Origin of the sequence: Bacillus sp. FSL K6-1366 (genome assembly GCF_037976695.1) — a bacterium.
Taxonomy (GTDB): domain Bacteria; phylum Bacillota; class Bacilli; order Bacillales; family Bacillaceae; genus Bacillus; species Bacillus subtilis.
Genome location: NZ_CP150268.1, coordinates 1,398,702 through 1,422,509 on the forward strand (window position 1 = coordinate 1,398,702; position 23,808 = coordinate 1,422,509).

The 23,808-nt window shown below is 45.3% G+C and carries 19 protein-coding genes; 5 read left to right on the plus strand and 14 right to left on the minus strand.

Features of this window, described 5'->3' with window-relative positions:
* Positions 1 to 11 precede the first annotated feature (11 nt).
* Positions 12 to 794 (plus strand): molybdate ABC transporter substrate-binding protein, encoded by a 783-nt coding sequence (modA, locus tag MHI44_RS07485; RefSeq protein ID WP_339203247.1) that lies wholly within the window; start codon positions 12 to 14, stop codon positions 792 to 794.
* Positions 766 to 1,458, plus strand: coding sequence for a molybdate ABC transporter permease subunit (gene modB / locus MHI44_RS07490; protein WP_339203249.1), 693 nt, complete (start codon positions 766 to 768; stop codon positions 1,456 to 1,458). The genes modA and modB overlap by 29 nt, the downstream gene beginning before the upstream one ends.
* Before the next feature lie 29 nt (positions 1,459 to 1,487).
* Here the strand turns inward: modB and pgoN are convergent, their stop codons facing one another.
* Complete coding sequence (gene pgoN, locus MHI44_RS07495; protein ID WP_015483687.1) at positions 1,488 to 2,318, minus strand: glyoxal/methylglyoxal reductase; 831 nt, start codon at positions 2,316 to 2,318, stop codon at positions 1,488 to 1,490.
* 222 nt (positions 2,319 to 2,540) lie between these two features.
* Here pgoN and yvgO point away from each other — a divergent pair, with 222 nt between their 5' ends.
* Positions 2,541 to 3,026, plus strand: coding sequence for a stress response protein YvgO (yvgO, locus tag MHI44_RS07500; protein ID WP_003243913.1), 486 nt, complete (start codon positions 2,541 to 2,543; stop codon positions 3,024 to 3,026).
* Positions 3,027 to 3,069: 43 nt separating this feature from the next.
* Here yvgO and MHI44_RS07505 read toward each other — a convergent pair whose 3' ends face one another.
* The 4 genes from MHI44_RS07505 to helD form a co-directional block, all read right to left on the minus strand.
* Positions 3,070 to 5,082 (minus strand): Na+/H+ antiporter, encoded by a 2,013-nt coding sequence (locus MHI44_RS07505; RefSeq protein WP_015714699.1) that lies wholly within the window; start codon positions 5,080 to 5,082, stop codon positions 3,070 to 3,072.
* A gap of 254 nt (positions 5,083 to 5,336) precedes the next feature.
* Positions 5,337 to 7,052, minus strand: coding sequence for an assimilatory sulfite reductase (NADPH) hemoprotein subunit (cysI, locus tag MHI44_RS07510; protein WP_003243849.1), 1,716 nt, complete (start codon positions 7,050 to 7,052; stop codon positions 5,337 to 5,339).
* A gap of 25 nt (positions 7,053 to 7,077) precedes the next feature.
* Complete coding sequence (locus MHI44_RS07515) at positions 7,078 to 8,895, minus strand: assimilatory sulfite reductase (NADPH) flavoprotein subunit (RefSeq protein WP_256682973.1); 1,818 nt, start codon at positions 8,893 to 8,895, stop codon at positions 7,078 to 7,080.
* A 170-nt stretch (positions 8,896 to 9,065) separates the two neighbouring features.
* The gene (gene helD, locus MHI44_RS07520) at positions 9,066 to 11,390 is read right to left on the minus strand and encodes a DNA helicase IV (protein ID WP_339203251.1); all 2,325 of its coding nucleotides are present in this window, start codon (positions 11,388 to 11,390) and stop codon (positions 9,066 to 9,068) included.
* A gap of 537 nt (positions 11,391 to 11,927) precedes the next feature.
* On the opposite strand from helD, the gene MHI44_RS07525 reads away from it, so the two are divergent.
* Entirely contained in the window at positions 11,928 to 12,362 is a 435-nt protein-coding gene (locus MHI44_RS07525; RefSeq protein WP_042974768.1) for a hypothetical protein, read from the plus strand.
* A gap of 109 nt (positions 12,363 to 12,471) precedes the next feature.
* Here MHI44_RS07525 and MHI44_RS07530 read toward each other — a convergent pair whose 3' ends face one another.
* The 7 genes from MHI44_RS07530 to csoR form a co-directional block, all read right to left on the minus strand.
* Positions 12,472 to 13,083 carry a trimeric intracellular cation channel family protein gene (locus MHI44_RS07530; protein WP_003228419.1) on the minus strand — a complete coding sequence of 204 codons (612 nt, stop codon included), beginning with the start codon at positions 13,081 to 13,083 and terminating at the stop codon, positions 12,472 to 12,474.
* 186 nt (positions 13,084 to 13,269) lie between these two features.
* Positions 13,270 to 13,686: a disulfide oxidoreductase gene (locus MHI44_RS07535; RefSeq protein ID WP_003228417.1), complete on the minus strand. Its 417-nt coding sequence runs from the start codon at positions 13,684 to 13,686 to the stop codon at positions 13,270 to 13,272.
* 4 nt (positions 13,687 to 13,690) lie between these two features.
* A complete protein-coding gene (gene bdbD / locus MHI44_RS07540) occupies positions 13,691 to 14,359 on the minus strand; it encodes a disulfide bond formation protein BdbD (protein WP_003228414.1) in 669 nt (222 codons plus the stop codon).
* A gap of 119 nt (positions 14,360 to 14,478) precedes the next feature.
* Positions 14,479 to 16,587 carry a heavy metal translocating P-type ATPase gene (locus MHI44_RS07545; RefSeq protein ID WP_125121138.1) on the minus strand — a complete coding sequence of 703 codons (2,109 nt, stop codon included), beginning with the start codon at positions 16,585 to 16,587 and terminating at the stop codon, positions 14,479 to 14,481.
* Positions 16,588 to 16,747: 160 nt separating this feature from the next.
* Complete coding sequence (gene copA / locus MHI44_RS07550; protein ID WP_041850539.1) at positions 16,748 to 19,159, minus strand: copper-exporting P-type ATPase CopA; 2,412 nt, start codon at positions 19,157 to 19,159, stop codon at positions 16,748 to 16,750.
* An 83-nt stretch (positions 19,160 to 19,242) separates the two neighbouring features.
* Complete coding sequence (gene copZ, locus MHI44_RS07555) at positions 19,243 to 19,452, minus strand: copper chaperone CopZ (protein WP_003228406.1); 210 nt, start codon at positions 19,450 to 19,452, stop codon at positions 19,243 to 19,245.
* A gap of 73 nt (positions 19,453 to 19,525) precedes the next feature.
* On the minus strand, positions 19,526 to 19,831 hold the full coding sequence (gene csoR, locus MHI44_RS07560) for a copper-sensing transcriptional repressor CsoR (RefSeq protein ID WP_003228404.1): 306 nt from the start codon (positions 19,829 to 19,831) through the stop codon (positions 19,526 to 19,528).
* Between the two features lie 127 nt (positions 19,832 to 19,958).
* On the opposite strand from csoR, the gene iolW reads away from it, so the two are divergent.
* Positions 19,959 to 21,035: a scyllo-inositol 2-dehydrogenase gene (gene iolW / locus MHI44_RS07565; RefSeq protein WP_339203254.1), complete on the plus strand. Its 1,077-nt coding sequence runs from the start codon at positions 19,959 to 19,961 to the stop codon at positions 21,033 to 21,035.
* A gap of 36 nt (positions 21,036 to 21,071) precedes the next feature.
* Here the strand turns inward: iolW and azoRB are convergent, their stop codons facing one another.
* Positions 21,072 to 21,707, minus strand: coding sequence for an FMN-dependent NADH-azoreductase AzoRB (gene azoRB, locus MHI44_RS07570; RefSeq protein WP_003235159.1), 636 nt, complete (start codon positions 21,705 to 21,707; stop codon positions 21,072 to 21,074).
* 159 nt (positions 21,708 to 21,866) lie between these two features.
* Positions 21,867 to 23,762, minus strand: a complete 1,896-nt coding sequence (locus MHI44_RS07575) for an FUSC family protein (RefSeq protein WP_339203256.1) — start codon at positions 23,760 to 23,762, stop codon at positions 21,867 to 21,869.
* Between the last annotated feature and the right edge of the window lie 46 nt (positions 23,763 to 23,808).

Genomic DNA, 23,808 nt, shown 5'->3' on the forward strand with positions numbered 1-23,808 from the left:
GGGGTGCAATCATGTTTAAGAAGTATTCTATTTTCATCGCAGCCTTAACTGCTTTTCTGCTTGCAGCAGGCTGTTCTTCAAACCAGTCTTCAACGGACAGCGAGAAAAAAGTAACGTTAACCATCTCAGCTGCCGCCAGCGCGCAGGATGCACTTGAGGAAATCCAAAAAAATTATGAAAAAGAGCATCAAAATATTACCATCCAAGATAACTATGGCTCATCCGGCGCCTTGCAAAAACAGATTTCTCAAGGAGCAGGAGCCGATCTGTTCTTCTCAGCTGCTGAGGATAAATTTAAAAAGCTGGTGGATGATGGAGATATCGCAAAAAAAGACAGCACTGAATTAGTCGGTAATGAAATTGTGCTGGTCGTACCGAAAAACGGAGATTCACCTGTGACAAGCTTCAGCAATCTGGCTGAATCAGAAAAAATCGCTCTTGGCACTCCGGAATCCGTACCGGCAGGAGCTTATGGGAAAGAATCACTGACAAAGCTGTCTTTATGGGACAAAGTGAAGGATAAAATTGTGTATGGAAAAGACGTTCGCCAAGTTCTTTCTTATGTTGAAACCGGCAATGTAGACGCAGGTGTTGTTTATAAAACAGATGCCCTCGTCTCGAAAAAGGTCAACATTATTGACGAGGCAAAAGCAGATACACACAGCCCAATTGTCTATCCGTTAGGAATCGTAAAAGATACAAAACACCGTAAGGAAGCGAAGGAATTTTACGAATACCTGCAATCTGATGAAGCAATGAAAGTATTTGAGAAATATGGCTTTACTGCCAAGTAGCATAAGCGCTTCAGAATTTTTCACACCCGTTGTGCTTTCCTTTCAGGTGGCGGCAGTTGCCGGAATTGCTGTCATTATTCTCGGAACACTTGCTGGAGCATGGATGTCACGGGCATCATTTTTCGGAAAAACGGCACTCGAAACATGTTTTATGCTTCCGCTCGTTCTTCCGCCTACTGTTGTCGGTTTTATTCTGATCGTCATTTTCGGAAAGCACAGCTTCATCGGACAAGCCATCGAGTGGATTTTCCAGCAGCCTGTCATTTTCACCTGGTGGGCCGCTGTGATCGCCTCGGCTGTTGTAGCCTTTCCGCTTATGTATCAATCAGCCAAAACCGGATTTGCTGACATTGATCCCGATATACAAGGTGCGGCAATGGTAGACGGCGCTAGCAGATGGAAAGTGTTTATCCATATCTCCGTCCCGCTTGCCTATCCTTCGTTACTGACCGGAAGCATCCTCTGCCTTGCGCGGGCGCTCGGAGAATTTGGCGCAACACTCATGTTTGCAGGAAACATCTCCGGTGTTACGCAAACACTGCCGACGGCGATATATGTCGCATTGGATTCCGGCAACAATACTCTGGCTTGGGCGTGGGTCGTCTGTATTGTTGTCATTTCCTTTTTGATGCTGTTTTTCATTCAACAGAAAAAAACGCACTAAAAAACTCCCCGTAACGGGGAGTTTTTTGATTAAAACAGAAGCTCATCAGGATTTGGGCCGACACGCTCATCTTTATTTAATGCGTCAATTTTGTCCATGTCTTCTTGAGACAATTCGAAATCAAAAATATCAGCGTTTTCGATGATACGGTGTTCTTTAATGGATTTTGGAATGGTTACAACTTCATGCTGCAGATCCCAGCGCAAAATCACTTGAGCCACAGATTTATTGTGTTTTTCAGCAATCTGTGTCAGCACTTCGTTATCCAAAAGCTGTCCCTGCATGAGCGGAGACCACGCTTCCAGCTGAATGCCTTGCGCTTTGCAGTAATCTCTTAATTCTTTTTGCGTCAAGCGAGGGTGAAATTCAACTTGGTTCACCATCGGTTTGATTTCAGCATCTTTCAACAGCTCTTCTAAATGATGAACTTGGAAGTTGCTGACGCCGATCGCGCGAATTTTGCCGTCTTTGTACAGCTTTTCAAGCGCGCGCCATGTATCTTTATATTTATCTTTGCCAGGCCAATGGATTAAATATAAATCTAAGTAATCAAGCTGCAGTCTTTCCAGACTCTTTTCAAAGGCAGCAAGAGTTGTTTCATAGCCTTGATCTTCATTCCACACTTTTGATGTGATGAAGAGCTCTTCTCTTGCCACACCTGATTCTTTAATCCCGATGCCAACGCCTTCTTCATTTTTGTAGATCGCTGCTGTATCAATACTGCGATAGCCATTTTTAATTGCCGCTTTCACTGATTCAGTCGCTTCATTACCATTTTCTACTTTAAAAACGCCCAGACCGAACCAAGGCATTTCAACTCCGTTATGTAACTTTACAGTATCTTTTAAACTTGTTGGCACTTGAACCTCCACCCTTTCACTGAAATGTAAGCGTCTATATTATCTCACATTCCTCTCAGCCGATACCAATAATACGCTTAAGACCTTCTTTTTGCTTCTTTTTTCACAGCACAGGCAAATTCAAACACTATTTTTTTCCTATTTTAACAATATTGAGATTACAAATACATTGAGCAGGGTATGCGTGTAGTGTAACCAAATGAAAACAAAGGAGGAAACAACTTGAAACGTATTCGTATCCCAATGACACTTGCTCTTGGTGCCGCTTTGACAATTGCCCCTTTGTCCTTTGCTTCCGCTGAAGAAAATCCTGCTCCGAAGATGTCGCAGACAACTACTGCTGGAACAACTGCCGCTGATGTAGGTTTAAACGTCAACCTGGATGTACTTGGAATTGCCAACCAGATCGCTGATGCCATCAAATCCGCACAGAATAGGGATGGCTTTGTGAAAAACCTCATGGAGTCTTCCTTCTACGCGTCCGGCCAAAAATATAACGTCATGGTCTTTAATTTAAGCCAGGAATATGAAGATCATTTGAACGGTGTGCAATTTTACGGCTCAGCCGTTTACGACGGCATTACGTATGGCATTTGGGTATTTGAAGACGGAACCTTTACAAACAAAGGCGATGGCGGCTGGATCAACTGGGCCTTCAGAGGCTGGTTCGACCGGGATGGCAGCACTGTCGCATTTCATCGCCCTTAATATAAAAAAAGCTGGCGCTCTAACGCCAGCTTTTTTGCTGCATTTATTCGCCGCCTTCAAGCATGGCGGCTTCGACATCATTAATGTATTGGCGAAGCTCATGGGAAATGTCCCGGGAAATTTCCCTCTCCTCAAAGAGCGTTTGAATTTCATTTCTGATCGCCTGTACAGCCTTCAGCTTCACTTCCAGCTTCTGATTTTCAAAATGGGCGCTTGATTTCAGCTCATGATGGCTGTGCTCCAGCCTGAAAATTAACTGTTTATAGAATGTAATGACAGATAAAAACACTTCTTTATGCTCTTCCGTCTTGTGTTTTTCCAGATATTCTATCGCTGCTTTTGCCGTTTTCACTCTTGTTGCCCGTATCAATCCCGCTTCATTTAAAATCGACATCTCCGGCTTTTTATGTTCACCGAAGAAAATCCAATACATCAGCCTCTTGAGCCTTGTTTTTGATAATCCGACTTTAAACGGGTTCGCATACAAAATTTCCAACTCGTTAAATCGTTCTTGCAGCACATTTGCTGTTTCTTCCGGGATGTCTCCCCGCTCCAGCATTTTCATCAGCGCCTCTTGCTCTGCCTTAACCCCTTGGGCACGGACTTTACGCTCGTGCTTTTTGATGCGATTAGACGATGTATACTGCTGAAAACGAAGATTTTTCATTTTCTCATTGTATTCAGCTATCACCGCAAGAGAGGCCGTTTTGTTTGTCTCATTCATGTCCTCTTTAATCGTTTGAAGGGCTGTTTTGATCAATTTGCGTCTCGCCGTCAGCAGCTTCTTGTTTCGTTCCTCGTCCTCTTCTTCTTTTTCAGTCAGAATCGGCAGCACAACGGTAGCAATGACAAGCGTGCATAAAATGACGCCGGCTGCTAAAAAGAGAATCAGATTTCTTTCCGGAAACGGCGTGCCGTCCTCCAGGAAATACGGAATGGAAAAAGAACCTGCAAGCGTTACTGCTCCACGCACACCGGAAATCGAAATTAACAGCGTCGAACGAAGACCCGGTTTATAGATGTTCTGATCTTTATTAAAGAACCATTTGCCGTTCCAGAAGAACAGCACCCACAGGAATCTCAGGAGCATTAACGTAAATGTGATGACTAGGATATAGCCGATCACCTTCATGTTGCTGATGGCAGTGTCGTTAAAGATAACAGAAATAACATCAGGGATTTGCGTGCCGAGAATAACGAAGACCAGGCCGTTCAAAATAAATAAAATAATGTTCCACGTACTTGAGGAGACAATTTGCAGCTTGATCATCGTTGATTCCAGACGATCCTGTTCAACCGCATGGGTAATACCGCCAGCCACAACAGCTAAAATGCCGGAAACGCCGATTTCTTCAGCTGCCAAATAAATCACAAACGGCGTCAGAATTTGAATCAGCATATGCATCGTGACATCCTGCATGCCAAGGCGGCGCAGAAATAGGCGAAAACGAATAATCAAAAATGAAATGACAACCCCGCACAGCAAGCCTCCGAGAGAAATAAAGACAAAGCTGACAGCCGCTTGTGCTAATGAAAATGCACCAGTCACTGCCGCTGCAATCGCAAACTTAAAGGCCACCAGACCTGATGCGTCATTCATCAGCCCCTCACCTTCCAGCAGGCGAAGAATTCCTTTTGGCATTTTCACTCTTCCTGATAATGCGCTGACAGCGACGACATCAGTCGGTGAAAGAATGGCCGCAAGTCCAAAGGCCGCTGCCAGCGGAATAGCAGGAATCATCCAGTGAATCGTGTAGCCGCCTACAATCACAGTCGCAAATACAAGGCCGAGTGCAAGCAATAAAATCGGAGCCCTTAAATTCCAAAGCTCTGCCCGCGGTGTCCTCTTTCCATCATTAAATAGCAGAGGCGCGATAAAAAGAACAAAAAACAATTCGGTGTTTAATTCAAAATGAAGTCCCTGTGGAAATGAGGCGGCAAGAATCCCAAGAGCCACTTGAATCAGCGGCACCGGAATAAACGGAATAAACCGGTTCACGATATTAGAAATCGCAATAATCGTTAATAATACGAGCACAACTAAAAATATGTCCAAATGCATGACCTCCTTCGTCTGTTGTGTGTCGGCATGATGAGCCAAAAAATCTGTTTGTCTAAAAGCCCTTGAGCTAGGGTGGCCTTGCATCCGCTATGTGGTTTCGCAGGAGTTCTCTCCACACTTGTCTTCTTTTATAGTACCCTTTTTAGGGTATTTTTTCTCATGATATGCTCACAGTGAACTTTTTTGCAGAAGAGCAAATTATAGAAAAAAGAGACAGGAAGCTACTCCCTGTCTCTCGTCTTTCTTTCTCAATCATGAAAATTCGTACCGTCAGTTGTTGCTTTAATAATGCCCGCGCGAATGACAAAGTCACCGAAATGCTCGCCTTCCTCGCGTTCTTTCGCATAGCGGGAAAGAAGGATGCGCAGTTCGCTTAAAATGTCTGCTTCACCGATGTTTTCACGGTACATTTTGCTTAAACGGCTTCCGTCAAACGCAGCGCCAAGATACATATTATATTTGCCCGGCGCCTTTCCGATAAATCCGATCTCACCGAGTGCATGACGTGCACAGCCGTTCGGGCATCCTGTCATGCGAATGGTGATTTCCTGATCACGAAGGCCGTTTTCGTCAATAATCTCTTCAATCTTATCTAACAGGGTCGGCAAATAACGTTCTGCTTCAGCCATTGCCAATCCGCAGGTCGGAAGAGCGACGCACGCCATCGAGCTGCGGCGAAGCGCTGAATAGTGCTTGCCGTCAGTTAGTCCGTACTGTTCAATTAAAGCACTGATTTCTTCTTTTTTATCGCTTGAAACGTTCGCAATCATTAAGTTCTGATTGGCTGTCAGCCGGAACTCACCTGTATGAACTTTGGCGATTTCCCGCAAGCCAGTCATCAGCTTATAATCATCGTAATCCGTTATACGGCCGCCTTCGACAAACAGCGTGAAATGCCATTTATCCTCGATGCCTTCCACCCAGCCATAGCGGTCGCCGTTATGATCGAAATGATACGGCTTCGCTTCTTCCAGGCTCCAGCCGAGACGGTTTTCCAATTCTTCTTTTACGTTTTCTAAACCGAGGCGGTCAACTGTGTATTTGAACCGCGCATTTTTACGGACAGAACGGTTGCCGTAATCACGCTGAATCGTAATCGTTTTTTCAGCAACGTCATACATTTGCTCAGGCCGGCAGAAACCGATCACCTTGGCTAATTGCGGATATGTCGCAGTATCGCCATGCGTCATTCCCATACCGCCGCCGATTGCCACGTTAAAACCGATCAGCTTGCCATCCTCGACAATCGCAATGAATCCCAGATCTTGTGAAAAGACGTCAATATCATTAGACGGCGGAACGGCAATACCGATTTTAAACTTCCGCGGCAGATAGAGCGGTCCGTACATTGGCTCGACTTCTTCCTCCGGCGTGCCGGCAACTCTTTCCTCATCAAGCCAAATTTCATGATATGCTCTCGTCCGCGGCAGCAGATCATCACTTAATTTTTTAGACCACTCGTATACCTCTGAGTGGATTTCAGATTGATAAGGGTTTGATGCACACATGACGTTACGGTTTACGTCTCCGCAGGCTGCGATCGTATCCAAAAGTGCTGAGTGGATCGTCTGAATGGTTTTCTTCATGTTCCATTTCAGAATTCCGTGCATTTGGAATGTTTCACGTGTCGTCAATTTTAATGTGCCGTTCCCGTATTTCTGGGACAGGTCATCCATGACAAGCCATTGTTCAGGCGTCGAGACGCCCCCTGGCATACGCACGCGCAGCATGAACTGATATGCGGGCTCAAGCTTCTGCTTTTGGCGTTCATTTCGGAGGTCGCGGTCATCCTGCAAATAACTGCCGTGATGTTTCATCAGGCGGTTGTCATCATCCGGAATTCCGGCACTGATTCGATCGAGCATCACTTCTTTCAGCGTGCCGCGCAAATAATCACTTTCTTTTTTAATGCGTTCAACATCACTTGGAGAGCCGTCCGGTGCTTTTAGAATTTTGGTCACCATGTTGAAAAACTCCTTTCAAGTCAAATCAATATACATCACGCTGATAGCGTTTTTGCTGCTGCATATCGGCAAGATAAGCCTCCGATTCTTCGCGGCTCATATTGCCTTCTTTTTCGATAATTTCAAGTAATGTGTTATGGACGTCATGCGCCATATGCTTTTCATCTCCGCAAATGTAAACAGCCGCTCCTTCTTGAAGCCATTCAAACAATTCTGCGCTATGTTCAAGCATGCGGTGCTGCACATATACTTTTTCTTCCGTATCACGTGAGAACGCCACATCCATTTTTGTCAGCACACCGTCTTTGAGCCAATTCTGCCACTCTGTCTGGTAAAGGAAATCCGTGACAAAGTGCTGATCGCCAAAGAACATCCATGCCTTTCCTTCCGCTCCCGTCTCCTCACGCTCCTGCATAAAGGAACGGAAAGGTGCGACGCCTGTCCCAGGGCCCACCATGATAATCGGTGTTTCAGGGTCTTTTGGAAGCTTAAAGTTTTGATTGTGCTGTACATAAACCGGCAGTGTGTCTCCTGGCTGCAGACGTTCCGCGCACAAAATCGAGCAGACGCCTTTTCGTTCACGGCCGTGCGCATCGTAGCGGACTGCGCCGATTGTTAAATGCACTTCATCCGGATTTGCGGATAAACTGCTTGCAATCGAATAAAGGCGGGCAGGCATTTTTCGCAAAATCGAGACAAACTCCTGCGCAGATACACTAAATGGGCCATAGTCACGGACGAGATCAAGCAAATCGCGCCCTTCAATATAGGCTTTTACATTCTCCTCATTTCCCGGGGCTAAAAGCTCTCTAAGCTCATCGTTCCCTGTCAGCTGGGCTGCCTGTTCAAGAAGCGGTTTTGTGAGAACGGTAATCTCATAGTGAGAAATCAGCGCTTCTTTCAGCGGACGGACATCACCTTGCTTATTAAGCGTCACAATTTCTTCCGGGTCCCAATTCATTTCCTTAAGGAGCAGCTCGACAAGTTCCGGATCATTTTCTGGATAGACGCCGAGGCTGTCACCAGGCTCGTAAGTCAGGCCTGATCCTTCAAGAGACAGCTCCACATGGCGTGTTTCTTTATTTGATCCTCTGCCGTTTAAATTTAAATTTTCTAACACTTCAGCCCGAAACGGGTTTGTTCTGGAATACGAAGACTCACCGGTTTGAGACGCAGCCGCCGGCGCAGGTGCGGCGGTTCCGCCCCCAGCTTCATTTAATCCCTTCAATACACCCTCAAGCCATTCGGCTGCCGGTTCATCATAGTCAAGATCGCAATCAACGCGCGGAGAAATCCGTTTTCCGCCGAGTTCTTCTAAGCGCTGATCAAATTCTTTCCCTGTCTGGCAGAAAAATTCGTACGAACTGTCACCAAGCGCCAAAACAGAAAAGCGCAGGTCTTCAAGCTTAGGCGCCCGTCTTCCGTGCAGAAATTCGTGAAACGAAAGCGCGTTATCAGGCGGCTCACCTTCTCCATGCGTACTGACGACGATTAAAAGATTGTTTACCTTCTTCAGCTGATTCGGCTTAAAATCGCTCATGGATGAGACGGTCACTTGAAAACCGCTCTGTTCAAGCTGCTTGCCGGCATTTTCTGCAAGCCCCTGTGCGTTTCCCGTCTGTGAACCATAAAGAACGGTCACTTCTTTTGAAACGGCTGGTGCCGCCGCTTCCGCAGACACAGCTGCCGCCGGCGCACCCGCAGCTTCTTGGGCGGAAACAGATTGAGCGGATAAATATCCGCTCAGCCAGATTTTCTGGGATTCGGTCAAGGTCGGCAGAAGGCGGTTAAGGAGCTCTGCCTGCTCCTGATTAAACGGACTGTTCATTACCTGAAGTTGCAACGTATCCACCTCACAAAGTTATAAACTGATCGAAAATTGCATCTAATTGAACTTTACCGGAATACTAGGCTTAAGTAAAATATATTTACATGATGATAACTATTAAGAATCCTAATGATAAAACGGCTATGCTTCATGTAAATAGAAAAAAGAGAAGGACTCCCTTCTCTTCATTCAGCAATCTGATATAAGCGAGGCGGCACAGCGGTTACAAACGGACTGGCTTCACCTGTATAAAATACCGCCAGCATGTGCATCGCACGGGTGCACGCAGTATATAAAAGCCTGCGGTCGTGCTCTGTATGATAGTGTTCTTCAGATGCATCATAGACAAGCACTGCGTCAAATTCAATTCCCTTTGCTAAATACACCGGAATCACGCAAACACCCTTTTGGAATGGTTGATTTTCTTTATGAATCAGGCGAACATCTGTATATTCACTCATGTGGGCGTGCGCCTGTATGCATTGCTGCGCAGTCTTGCAGATGACGGCTATTGTTTCGTGCCCTTTTTTCTTGAGCCGTCCAATTTCTTGCGCGAGCTTTTGGCAAAGGCTCTCATGTCCTTCAGTTTTGACAACGAGCGGCATTTCCCCGCTTCTATTAAACGGCTCAATATCCGCTCCATCTTGAAGCATCGCTTTGGTAAACTCGACAATCTGCCTTGTTGATCTGTATGTTCTCTTTAAACGAACATACTCAGCAGGCTCATCCTCAAAGCACGCATCCATACGCTGATCCCCGTGTATGGTATGCGCGTAGATGGACTGATTGATATCACCGAGCACTGTCATGCTGGCAGCCGGAAAAATGCTTCTCATGTAAGCCATCTGAAACGGTGAATAGTCCTGTGCTTCGTCAATAAATAGATGTTTGATCTTCGTATTTTTCTTTCTGCTCTCAATCAGATCCTGCATATAAAGAAACGGTGCCGCGTCCTCATAGAGCAATTTATTATCCGTAAATGCCGAACGGGTCAGCTGACCTATCGCATCCATCTTCTCATGCTGAAATTTTCCTCCCCAGCCAGAAAACAATTGCAAATACAGCTGTGTAACATCAAGAAATGCAAGGAGTCTGACCGCCTGCTTGAGCGGTTTGAAAGCTTTTTTCACAATGATGGCGGCAAGCAGCTGCTGCTCTCTTTGATAATCGTTAAACGTACTCTCGCTGAACCGTTTCCTTTCCTGCAGTTTTTTGTACACGTCCAGGTAGTCCTCTTTGTCAAGCAGCTCAGCTTCATGAACAACCCAATCCTTTCGCCGTTCCTTTTTCTCAAGCTTGTTAAGCTCACTCAGCAGCCACTTCGCGGTTTGCTCCATCCGATTCGGAATGGAGTGATTTTGATCCAATGAGTAAAAATAGGATTGAATTTGCTCCTTTGTGATCAGCTTTTGTCCGCGGAATATAATATTTTTAAAAATCATCCCTTCAGAGGAAAGCCGTGTGACGTATTCATTAATGAATTGCTGAAAGGATAAACCCGCCTTCCATATGATTCCCGCAAGCCTTGTTGGAAAATCGCCTCCCTTTGTTTCGGTCAGGCAATATTCGAGCTGATCAAAGGGGCTTTCACATTTGAACTTGCGGCCAAGACGATGCTCGATATATTCCTGAAACGTCGCCTGCTCCATATTCTCTTCTCCTAACTCCGGCAAAACAGAGGAGACATAGCTGTTAAATAAGAAGTTGGGAGAAAACAAAACGATTTGTCCGGCATCAATGACGCCGCGGTGCCTGTATAACAAATAAGCGACACGCTGAAGCGCAGCCGATGTTTTCCCGCTGCCAGCCGCTCCCTGCACGATCAGGATCTTGCTTTTTTCATTACGGATAATCTGATTTTGTTCTTTCTGAATCGTAGACACGATGTTTTTCATTTGGGTATCGGAGTGATGGCTTAATACCTCTTGCAGCATTTCATCGCCAATCGTCATATCGGTATTAAACATCGCCTTGAGATCGCCGTTTTTGATCATAAACTGGCGTTTCAGCACCATTTCCCCTTCTATCGTTTCACCGGGCACCTCGTACTCCGCTTTTCCTGGAGAATAATTGTAGTACAAACTTGATATCGGCGCCCTCCAGTCATAGATTAGAAAGTGTTCCTCCTTCTCATCCAAACAGGAAGCTAAACCGATATAAATTCGCTCTGCCTCCGCCTCGCCGTTTTCAATAAAATCAATCCGGCCGAAATAAGGCGATTTTTTCAATCGATGAATTCGTTTGAGCTGCTGATCCATGCGCCGATGATTCTGTTCCCGATCAGACAGCAGCTCTGCCTGCTGCTTAATGCTTGCCATCGTTTCAATCGCTTCATGGGCATCATCAAAATTAACCTTAACATCCTCCCAAAAGCTTTTTCTTAATCCGATGATATCATGCTTCAACCCGCCCGCAGACGTTTCCAGAAACCGCTCTTTTTTTTCGAGCTCCTTCAGCACCTCATCTATTCTCGACTGCTCTTCCTTCCATTCCTTATCCTGCTGATTCATGAACGGCACCTCCAGAAAATAGTTGACAAACATAGATGAAATACTGTAAAATATAATTGGATACATATATTAAATATATGATGTAAACTGGCAAATACAATTTATAATAGCACATTCACCCAATACCAATCAAGGTTTGGGTTTTTTCTCTTATGATTTCACATTGATCACTGTTGGACGTGCTTTTCTTAGGTTGCGAATCTTCTCTTTCATCAGTATCGATTCCTTATTCCTTTCAATCTTCGATATAATATATCTTTTTCATTTTAAAAACACCGCAGAGCTTTACCGTATTTGTCTGTTCATCTAACGTGAAGAATGACTAAACTGGCTGTTATTGTCATCTTCCATAAAGCAACTACATCTCTGCTATCGTATCTATAGTCGCAGTAAAATAGTCATTTTTCACCCATTTTCGACACATTTCAACAAATTAAAGTTTTTCATTTGGGAGAATAGGACGATGTTACATTATTTCTCTCGGTTTATGATATGAACATGAAGAAAGAACCAGAATTAGTTAGGAGGAAATACTCAGTGAAGAAAAAGCTATCTATGTTGTTGCTGGCATTCGTCGTAGCCGTAACAAGTTTTACGTCAATTGACCTAGTAAACAACAAAGCGGAAGCTAAAGATTGGGTTAAAAAAGGTCAAATATGGAGTACTCATTACCATTCGGGCTCATTTAAAAACTATACTTACTCGCCAACTTTTCATATTTATTATCCAGGACGAGGAACTTGGGCCAACATGACATCAAATGGATCAGGCAGCGGGAAAATTACAGCAACTCTGCAACAAAAGACAAATAAAGGCTGGAAAAATGTTAAAACTTTTTACGCAACGAAAAAAGGCTCTACAAATTTAAGTTACAAACAAGCTTCTAAAAGCTACAAAACAAAATACAGATTCAAATTCACTAACACAGGAACTAAAAAAACCATCAGCTATACCTTTTGGGCTACCTATTAATTTCAAATAGCTTTGCTCTGCGCGGTCAGCATTCGAAAAGGACTTTTTATTTGATCCCGGCAGGCTACCATAAAAGAAACCTCTCCGTCATGGAGAGGTTTCTTTTATTTTACTGACTATCTAAGCGAAAAGAACGGTTTGGCAGCTTCCAATTAAACATATAGGAACAAACCCGGCAAACAACGAGCACGAAAAACAGAACGTATAAGCCGAACGAGTTCCCCAGCCAGCCCAAGCCGACGATTAAACCGCCGAGAGCCGCCCAGACTGCATAAATTTCTGCCTTCAGCACAAGCGGTTTGCGCCCGGCAAGAAGGTCGCGGATGATCCCGCCCCCGCTTCCCGTCAGCACCGCAGCCACGATCACGGCACTAAGCGGATGGCCCATTTTGACGGCATACAGTGCGCCTTGGATAGCAAAGGCAGCGAGGCCGATCGCATCTGATAAATTGCCCCACTTATTCCAATGCTTCAGCAGCAGCTTCGGAAACAGAAACACAATTGTAATAGATAAAAGCGCGATTTGAAAGTACGCTCCCTGCTCCCATAGCGCTGACACCGGAACACCGATCAGCAAATTGCGGATCGCTCCTCCTCCAAAAGCGGTGACAATCCCTAATATATAAACTCCTAAAATATCATATTCCTCTTCCATCGCAACAATTGCGCCGCTGACTGCAAACGCAATGATGCCAATCACACTGAGCAGCTCCCAAGCCATTCTGATGACTCCCTTTTATGTTTGTTAAATTTTCTGACGACCTCTAGATTTTATAATCGCTCAAGCGTAAAATCAATAACATTTTTATGAGAAAAAAAGATAAATTTAGAGGGAATACGGCTATTGCTGATGGACATGAGTTTGCGAAATTAAAAAAGCGCCCGGCATACGCGGGCGCTTTTTTTGTTATTCAGATTTTTCGCCTTTCAGCAGGCACATAAAAATGATAATCAGGATAAAAGCAATCAGGGCCAGGAATGGAATCGTAATAAAACCAAACCAGTTAATATATTGGCCCGAGCACGGCACGCCGCTGACACATGGCTTAATGCCGCTAAAGCCGGGCACTTTTTGCTCTAAGTAATGCATGATCGAAATGAATGCCCCAATAATCGCCATCGGGAGCACATATTTTTTCACTCGTGTGTCCCCTTGAAAGGTGGCGATGCCTAAAATCAGGACGAGCGGATACATGAGGATACGCTGGTACCAGCACAGTTCACATGGAATAAACTTTCTGATTTCACTGAAATACAGGCTGCCCAGCATAGCGATAAGAGCCACAACCCAGGAAGCATATAAAAATACGATTCTATTTTTCATATTGTTACTTCCCTTTCAGCTCTTTTTCTATTGTCTCTTTGATTTCATCATAATCCGCAAAATTTTTGATCACTTTATCATTGACATAAATCGTCGGTGTTGCCTGTATGTTCATTTTTTGATTAAGGTCAGAATCCTTTTCCACTTGAGAAGCGAATGTTTCCTTATCAAGATTTTCCTTGAGCGTCTCAGGTTTTATCTTTGTGGTGCTTTTTGCAAGATCACCAAGGAGGCCTGGGGTTACCCATTCCTGTTCCGTATCCGGCTGTTTTTCGAACAGCTTTTCATGGAAATCCCAGAAAGAGTCAGGGTCTTCCTTCCATACTTCTTCAGATGCAAGAGCCGCTAACCTTGAACCTTTTCCATGGAACATGACGTTCACGAAAGAAAATTTCACATCGCCCTTATCAATAAAGTCTTTTTGTATTTTTGGAAAGATGTCACTGTTAAACACCTTGCAAGACGGACATTTGTAATCTCCGAATTCTACTACAGTTACCGGTGCATCGTCCTTGCCAAGCACAGGCTGCCCTTTGATAGACGGCTGTCCGGAAACCGCATCATTGCCTTGTTCCGTTTTGTTATTAATGATGACAATGGCTGCTAGCAATACAACAACCACAACCGTAAGGATGACCGCGAATTTCGCAGAAGACTGCTGTTTCTTTTTCACTCCGACACCTCATCGTTTTAAAATTAAAAAAGAAGCGGATCGCAATTGACCCACTTCTTTATTTTAACAAGACAAGCGCCGATAAGAAAACCCCGAAAAAATGAATTCTCTCCGACAATTTATTTGTTTTTGAGACGCATGACGCGCATGGCGTTCGCCACAGCAAGCAGTGTAACGCCGACATCTGAGAAAACCGCTTCCCACATGGTCGCAATTCCAAATGCACCAAGAATGAGAAAGATCGCTTTCACACCTAAAGCAAATCCGATGTTTTGCCACACGATACGCCGTGTCCGTTTCGCAATCCGAATCGCTTCCGCAATTTTTGACGGCTGATCTGTCATTAGCACGATGTCTGCGGCTTCTACCGCGGCATCTGAGCCAAGGCCTCCCATCGCGATCCCTATATCTGCGCGGGCAAGCACTGGTGTATCATTGATACCGTCACCGACAAAAATGAGTTTTTCATTAGGCAAAAGCTTAGCTTCTAATGCCTCGACCTGCGCGACTTTATCTTGCGGCAGCAGCTCTGCATATACCTCACCAATCCCAAGCTGTTTTCCGACGGCTTCTCCCGTTTGTTTCGAATCACCCGTCAGCATAGCTGTCTGTTTGATCCCAAGCGACTTCAGATCAGCAACCGCCTGTGCTGCGTCTTCCTTTATCTCATCCGCTATGATGATTGCTCCGGCATAGCGGTGATCAACAGCAACGTGTACGATTGTTCCAGCATTTTCATCCGGGACATCCTCAATTTGTTCTCTTTCCATGAGCTTTTTATTCCCGGCAAGGATCTCAGTTCCATTTACCTTTGCAAAAATGCCGTGACCGGAGATTTCTTCGTATGACTCAATCTCATCGGAGGAAAGCATTTTCCCGTAAGCTTTACGCACAGATTCAGCAATTGGATGCTGTGAATGAAGCTCAGCGTATGCCGCCGCTTCAAGTAATCTATCCTTTGTAAAACCTTCCGCGGGTTTGATTTCTGTCACTTCAAAGCTGCCTTTTGTTAGTGTTCCCGTTTTATCAAACACCGCGTATTTGACTTGATTCAAGGCTTCTAAATAATTGCTTCCCTTTACAAGCACTCCGGCCTTTGAGGACGCTCCGATTCCGCCGAAGAAACCGAGCGGAATGGAGACAACAAGCGCACAAGGACAAGAAATCACTAAAAAGATAAGCGCGCGGTACACCCAATCGGAAAGCGCGGCGCCAGAAAGAACAAGCGGCGGAACAAAGGCCAGCAATACCGCGATGATCACAACAGCAGGTGTATAATACTTGGCAAACTTCGTGATAAAGTTTTCTGTCCGGGCTTTACGGCTGCTCGCATTCTGAACCAAGTCTAATATTTTTGATACTGCTGATTCCTGATAGCCCTTTGTGACTTCAATATGCAGAACGCCGTTTTGATTGATAAAGCCTGACATTACATCTTGTCCTTCCGCAGCTTTTCTCGGAACGGACTCACCTGTTAAAGCAGATGTATCAACCATCGCTGACCCTTGCACGACCTTACCGTCCAGGGGTATGCTTTCTCCCGGATTAACCACAATGATGTCTCCTGTCTGAACATCCTCCGGGGAAACCTGTTCGATGCCGTTCTTTGTTTTGAGATTGGCGTAATCAGGCCGTATGTCCATTAACGCACTAATTGATTTTCTGGAACGGCTGACCGCGGCACCTTGAAAAAGCTCACCGATTTGATAAAACAGCATAACGGCGACGCCCTCAGGGTATTGCTGAATCAGAAAGGCGCCGATTGTAGCAAGAGCCATTAAGAAATGCTCATCAAACACCTGACCGCGGATGATGTTTTTGACTGCGCGGATCATAATGTCACCGCCGATGATCAAATAAGCAGCGAGGAAAAGGAAAAGTTCAATGGTTCCCGAATGAACCAAATATGCCGCTGCGCCGAGAATGACAGCCGCCGCCATTCTGATCAGCATATTGACCATTCGATTACGATAGCCATCATCAGCTGATTTCTTTATATGCTTTTGGCGAACCGTTACATGCGGATCAATTGATTTCACTTTTTTCTCTACTTTATTCGTGACCCATTGCTCTTCTTTCCCATCGGCTGAGACAGTTAAGGTGCTTGCCGCAAAATTTACCGCGCATCCGTCAATGCCTTTTATGCCTTTGACTCCATTTTCGATTTTTTGGGCACAATTGCTGCAATCCAAACCGTCCAGAACGTATTCCTGTTTCACTAGTCTCACCTTACCTTCCGATTTAGGGTTCCCTTTTCAAAGCGTATCAATGAGTATTGCATTCATTTTAATATATATGAGCATATACTCATATATAAGTTACACCTATTATATGTTGTTTTCCAAGAAAGTGTCAATGAAAAACAAAAACCGGCATATAGCCGGTTTTTCATTTTACTTTTTGCAGACGAAGAGCATTCAGAACAACGGAAACGGAGCTGAATGCCATTGCTGCTCCTGCTATCCACGGTGCTAAAAATCCAAGTGCTGCGATTGGGATGCCGAGGCTGTTATAGCCAAGCGCCCAGAATAAATTTTGTTTAATGTTTTTCATTGTCAATCTGCTCATGCGGATTGCGTCGGCAATACTGTTCAGATCGCCGCGAATCAGTGTAATGTCTGCTGTTTCCATGGCAATGTCCGTGCCAGTTCCAATCGCCATGCCGATGTCAGCTGTGGCAAGCGCCGGCGCATCGTTAATTCCGTCGCCTACCATTGCCGTCTGGCGGCCCTCTTTTTGTAGGCGGGCAATTTCTGCTGCCTTTTGTTCTGGAAGGACTTCCGCAATGATATTCGTAATTCCCGCTTCCTTCGCGATAGCTTCTGCGGTTCTGCGATTGTCTCCTGTCATCATGATGACATCAAGGCCCAACTCTTTCAGACGGGCAACAGCCTTCCGTGACGTATCCTTAATCGTATCTGCAACCGCTACTAGCCCCGCTGCTTCTCCATCAATGGATACAAGCATAACTGTTTTCCCTTCGGCCTCTAGCTCTTCCATTTTGGCGAGAAGAGCCCCATGCTCAACCTGTTCGCTCTCCATTAATTTTCTTGTGCCGACGAGAATGCTTTTTCCTCCGGCTTCAGCCAAAATGCCTGCGCCGACTTTTGCTTCAAAGCGGGTAAGCTTCGGTATCTCAAGCCCTTTATCTTTCACGCCAGCAATAATCGCTTCGCCAAGCGGATGCTCTGATCCCGTTTCGGCTGCCGCTGCAAATTGAAGCAAATCTTTTTCTTCAAAACGGCCGAATGGAATGGCATCCGTCAGACGCGGCTTCCCGTTTGTCACGGTTCCGGTTTTATCAAGAACAATGGTATCGAGACGATGTGTTTTTTCTAAATGCTCGCCGCCTTTAAATAAAATCCCGAATTCAGCAGCGCGTCCAGATCCAGCCATTATGCTCGTCGGAGTGGCAAGACCGAGGGCGCAAGGGCAGGCAATGACAAGAACCGCAATGAACTTGCTGATCGCTTCGGCAAAATCGCCAGGAGCCGCCCAAAGGTACCAAATGAGAAAAGTGAGAACGGCAATCCCCAATACAATGGGCACAAAAATGCCTGAAATCTGGTCAGCGAGACGCTGGATCGGCGCTTTTGACCCTTGTGCTTCCTCAACAATTTTGATGATATGAGAAAGCGCAGTATCCTTTCCGACGTTGACAGCTTTAATTTTCAGGAAACCGTTTGCGTTAACGGTTGAACCTGTCACGCTGTCACCAGGATTTTTGTCAACAGGAAGACTTTCTCCTGTAATCATCGATTCGTCAACCGCTGAACGGCCTTCAACCACTTCTCCGTCGACAGGAATTCGTTCGCCAGGTTTGACGTAAACAATGTCATTAACAAGCACTTCGTCGATCGGGATGATTTGCTCCTGTCCGTCTCTTACAACAGTAGCTGTTTTCGCTTGAAGCTTCATCAGCTTTTTAATCGCATCAGAGGAACGGCCTTTTGCTTTTGTTTCAAACAACTTGCCTAATAAAATCAGCGTCAGCAAAATCGCGCTTGTTTCATAGTAAAGGCCGTCTGTATGCCCGTGAGAGCCAAGGCTTTGAAAAGTAAGATAAAGACTATAAGCGTAAGCAGCCGTCGTACCGAGGGCGACCAATACATCCATATTGGCGCTTTTATTTCTGAGCGCCTTATACGCACCCACATAAAACGGCCAGCCGATCAGAAACTGGACTGGTGTCGCCAGCGCAAATTGCATCCACGGATTGAGAAATATATCCGGTACCCAAATGAATGATGTAAATGTAAAATGGCTCACCATCGCCCAAAGCAATGGAAATGACAGGACAGCTGAAAAAATCAGTCTCGCCGTTTGCTTCCGTTCTTCTTTCTTTTTAGCAGCAGCAGCCTCACTGTCCTGTTCACCCTTCAACTTTAGCTTATATCCAAGCTTATCTACCGCTTCTTTTAAATCGCCGACAGACGCTTCTTTCGGATTGTACTCGACCGTAACCGTTTCTAAAGCGAAGTTTACTGGAGCGTTTGCGACGCCTTCTATTTTGTTAAGCCGTTTTTCTATCCGATTGGCGCAAGCCGCACAGGTCATGCCTTCAATATCGAATTCAGCTTTTTCTGTAACGACGTGATAGCCCAGCTTTTCTATTTTTTCTTGAATCGCTGCAGTCCCTGTTTCAGCAGGATCGTAGATTACATTTGATGTTTCCGTCGCCAGATTAACATTTGCATCCGTGACACCGGGCATCCGCTTCAGTCCTTTTTCAATTCTGGCAGCACATGCCGCACAGGTCATACCAGAGACCTGCATCGCGATTTCCTTTTGTTCACTCAACATACTCACTCCTTTATATACACCTGGGGGGTATATAAAAATGAAAGAAATATCGCGCCTCCCTAAAGGCGCGATACCTTGAATCACTCAGCTACGTCATAGCCCTGATCTTCTATCGCATCCGCAATATCTTTGACTGATACTTTGTCAGCATCAAACGAAACATCGACTTTACCCGCTTCCAGATTGACATGAACGGCACTGACGCCGTCCAGTTCTCCTACGCTTGTTTCTACTGCTTTGACACAGTGCTGACAGGACATTCCTTCAACTTGCAATGTTTTTTGTTCCATATCAATTCCTCCTGTTTATTCTTTGTATTTTTATCCTACCATACCCCCGTAGGGTATAACAATAAAAAACGCTTTATGATTTTGTGAACTTTTTAAATACGTCCAAAAGCTCAGAAATGGCCTGTTCCCCGTCTCCGCTTTTGATGGCATCTGCTACACAATGATGGGCATGATCCTCAAGCAAATGAAGCGCCACATTTTTCATTGCCGCCTGAACAGCTGAAATTTGCACAAGAATATCTACACAATATCTGTCGTTTTCCACCATGTTTTGAATGCCTCTGACTTGACCCTCAATCCGCTTAAGCCGGTTTGTAATCTGATCCTTTTCTTTCGAGCTTTTATGGTTTAATGTTTTATGTTCGTTATGCTTTTCCATGCGTACACCTCTGTTTAATGATATTAATTCCCATTATACTGATTGTCCAAACGGTTGTCTAAGCATGCCGATCCAAAAAATGAATCAGTTAGGTTTTACCATTTGATCAGGAGGGTATATACTTCTGTTGATAACGCTTTTAAAGGGGAGAAGAAAAGTGGATACGATCAAGGTTGGAATATTAGGATACGGATTGTCCGGTTCTGTTTTTCACGGGCCGCTGCTGGATGTTCTGGATGAATATCAAATCAGCAAAATCATGACATCTCGGACAGAAGAAGTGAAACGGGATTTTCCAGATGCTGAGGTTGTACATGAGCTTGAGGAAATCACAAATGACCCTGCCATTGAGCTTGTCATTGTCACCACCCCGAGCGGCCTTCATTACGAGCATGCTATGGCATGCATACAGGCCGGAAAACATGTTGTGATGGAAAAACCAATGACAGCAACGGCCGAAGAGGGGGAAACATTAAAAAGGGCTGCCGATGAAAAAGGCGTATTATTAAGCGTATATCATAACCGACGCTGGGATAACGATTTTTTAACGATTAAAAAGCTGATCTCTGAGGGATCCCTTGAAGATATCAATACATATCAAGTTTCCTATGACCGCTACAGACCTGAAGTTCAAGCGCGGTGGCGGGAAAAAGAAGGCATTGCCACTGGTACGCTGTATGATCTCGGCTCCCACATCATAGACCAAACCCTGCATTTGTTTGGGATGCCTAAAGCCGTGACTGCAAACGTGATGGCCCAGCGGGAAAATGCCGAAACGGTTGACTATTTTCATTTAACCCTGGATTATGGCAAGCTTCAAGCCATTCTATACGGAGGATCAATCGTTCCGGCAAACGGACCTCGTTATCAAATCCATGGAAAAGATTCCAGCTTTATCAAATACGGAATTGACGGACAGGAAGACGCACTCAGAGCGGGAAGAAAACCAGAGGATGACAGCTGGGGTGCAGATGATCCGGAGTTTTACGGACAGCTTACAACCATTCGTGGCTCCGGCAAAAAAACAGAAACGATTCCATCAGTAAATGGCTCCTACCTTACTTATTACCGTAAAATAGCGGAAAGCATATGGGAAGGTGCTGCGTTGCCAGTCACTGCTGAGGAAGGTATTAATGTCATCCGCATCATTGAAGCCGCGATGGAAAGCAGTAAAGAGAAACGAACCATTATGCTGGAGCACTAAAACAAAAGCCTCCCCAAATAAGGGGAGGCTTTTTCATTAGAATGTTTTTCCTGCTTCTTTCGCACGCGCAATCGCGTCTTCTTTGATTTGCTGTGCTTTATCAGGCTCCGCATTATGTCCCTCTACGAAAATGCCATCGAATGATGGTACCCCGAAGAAGTTCATCATGATGCCGATGTAGCGGTGCCCCATTTCCATCTCAGCCGCAGGGCCTTCTGAATAGTAGCCGCCGCGCGCTTGGATATGAATTGCTTTTTTATCAGTCAACAAGCCAATAGGGCCTTGTTCTGTGTATTTGAATGATTTTCCTGCAACAGCAACAGAATCGAGATACGCTTTCATCACTGGCGGGAATGAGAAGTTCCATAAAGGAGTAACAAATACGTACTTATCAGCTGATGCAAATTGATCGCTAAGCTCTCCCAAACGGCCTACTTTCGCTTTTTCGCTTTCAGAAAGCTCTTCAAAGCCTGTACCTGACTGAAGCTTTCCCCATCCGCTAAATACATCTGCGTCAATATGCGGGATGTTTTCTTTGTACAAATCGATATGTACAACTTCATCATTTGGATTCGCTTCTTTGTAAGATTCGATAAATGCTTTACCTGTTGCCATACTGTACGAAGTTGCTTCGTCATGCGGATGAGCAGTGATATATAATACTTTTGCCATTTTTACCAGCCCTTTCGTTTTTAAAAATCACACATCAATTATTATCATACAGATGCATAATGATTATTCTGTCTCTCTTAGACTTTATTATAGAGACAAAGAAATTTACTTTCAAGTAAAACATCTCGAATTAAAGATTATTTAACTTTCCCAAACAGCTTACTTTTCAAAAGCTGTTCTCAAGCCGGAATACAGCGCAGACAATTCTTTACTGATTCGAGGATAATGAGGGACATGCGGCACTTGAATATCCGCAGGCATCCTTTTCATGATAAAGGATTGCTCAGCCCGTTCAAAAAACGCCCGCAGCTGGTTGATCTCTTCATCAGAAAACGGAGCAGGCGGACGGCGGTGAGCTTGCGCCGAGAGCAAATAGTACCCTAAGTGCTGAGCACCGGAAATGGCAGGCCAGAGCGCCTCCGCATTCGCATGAGGAAACTCTCCAAGGGCCTTGTCATACGCATCCCGAAGCCTGACAAGACTCACCCTTAACTTGTGTTCGTCGGCATTCTGCCCGGTTAACAGTTTCTCCATAAACTGCCCTTCCAGCCGGATGACGTTCCCCATCAGTTCAGGCAGTCGCTTCGTTGAAAACCGCCGCCACAAAAGTATTGTTCCCAACAGCCCGATCACGCTGCCGACAGCTACATCAGTCAGCCTCGCTTTCATAAAATAACCGGCGCCCGCCCCGCCATGCATACTTTCTGTGATAACAAGCGCATTTGCGGTTAAAAAGGGAACAGCCAGCGCATAATTGCGGACGATCAGCATCTCAAGAAGACATTGCAGCGCTGCAATACAAAACGCAATATAAACACCGCCCGGCTTAAAAAACAGGATTGCGCCTGCCAGTATAACACCGATCACCGTTCCGGCCGAACGCTGAATAGCCCTGTGAAGCGTAAAAACAACAGTAGTGCCAAGCATGACCGCTGCTGCCGAAAGCGGAATCCAATAGGAGCGTGCAAAGCCGAATGCGAGGGCAAACATATCGGCGGCAAACAGAACAATTCCGTACTTTAACGCTCTAATCAAAACTGGAGACTTCCAGTCAAAGGCATTTCTCAAAAAGTAAAAAGAGGATGGCAGGCGGCTTGGTTCCCCGTCAAGCTGCTTATCAAAACGTCCTGAAGCGATATACAAAACCTCATTGATTTCTTCAAACAGCTTCCGCCTAGGCTCAGATTCATTTTCATTAATCTGAAACGTATTGAAAACCCGTGCATTCGCAAGCATATCTCCGGTTTGGCGAAGTGCCTTTTCAATCTGCGCGGTCTCTCTGTCCGGCGTTTCAGCTGAAAAATGAATAATGGCAATAAATATGTCGTCAGCTTTCTCAAGGAGGCGAAAAAATCGTTCATCATGCCGCGATTTTTTCCGTCTGTTCCCTTTCCCAAGAACCGTTTGGCGGGCTGTTCTAAGCATGAGCACCGTCTGATGCTGTGCGTTATGAAAACCTGGCGTTCCGACGGCTGAAAGACATGCAGCCAGCTGATGATATGTTTTTTGCAGCACCGCTCCCTCCGGTCCATGTTTGTTCCATAACCAGCCGATTAAAGCGATACCCATGGCGAAAATGCCGCCGAGAAACGTCAGTCCCGCTCTGAACAGCGCTTGTGAAGGATCGGCCGGCAGCCCGGAACTGACTAAAAAGGCAAGGACAAAAAACATCGGCGCAGGGCCTTGAATGCCGAGCGCGCTAAAAATAAACATCGCCGCTGCACCGATCAGCCCCAAAACAGCCGCCATCATCCAAAGCATCCCGGACAAAAGCGTCCCTAAACCAAATGAGAGGGCGATCCCAATAGAAACCAAGAGCAGCTTCAAGGCGCGCTTTTTGTACGATTCACCGCCCGCATATAAATAAACAAAGCCTCCGATACTTGCAGTTAATCCGTAATCCGTGTGACCTGCCAATGCACCGACCAGCACAGGAAACCCTGAAGCGAAACCTGATCCGATAGCCTTTTTCCAAGGAAATGGATTTGCATGAATGCGAAAGGCATCCTTCACGATAGGCATGATTCTTTGATTGTTCGCAGCAGTTTTGTTCATTTGACAAAATCCTTTTCAATGAATGTGTAGAACTTTTCCCGTTTCT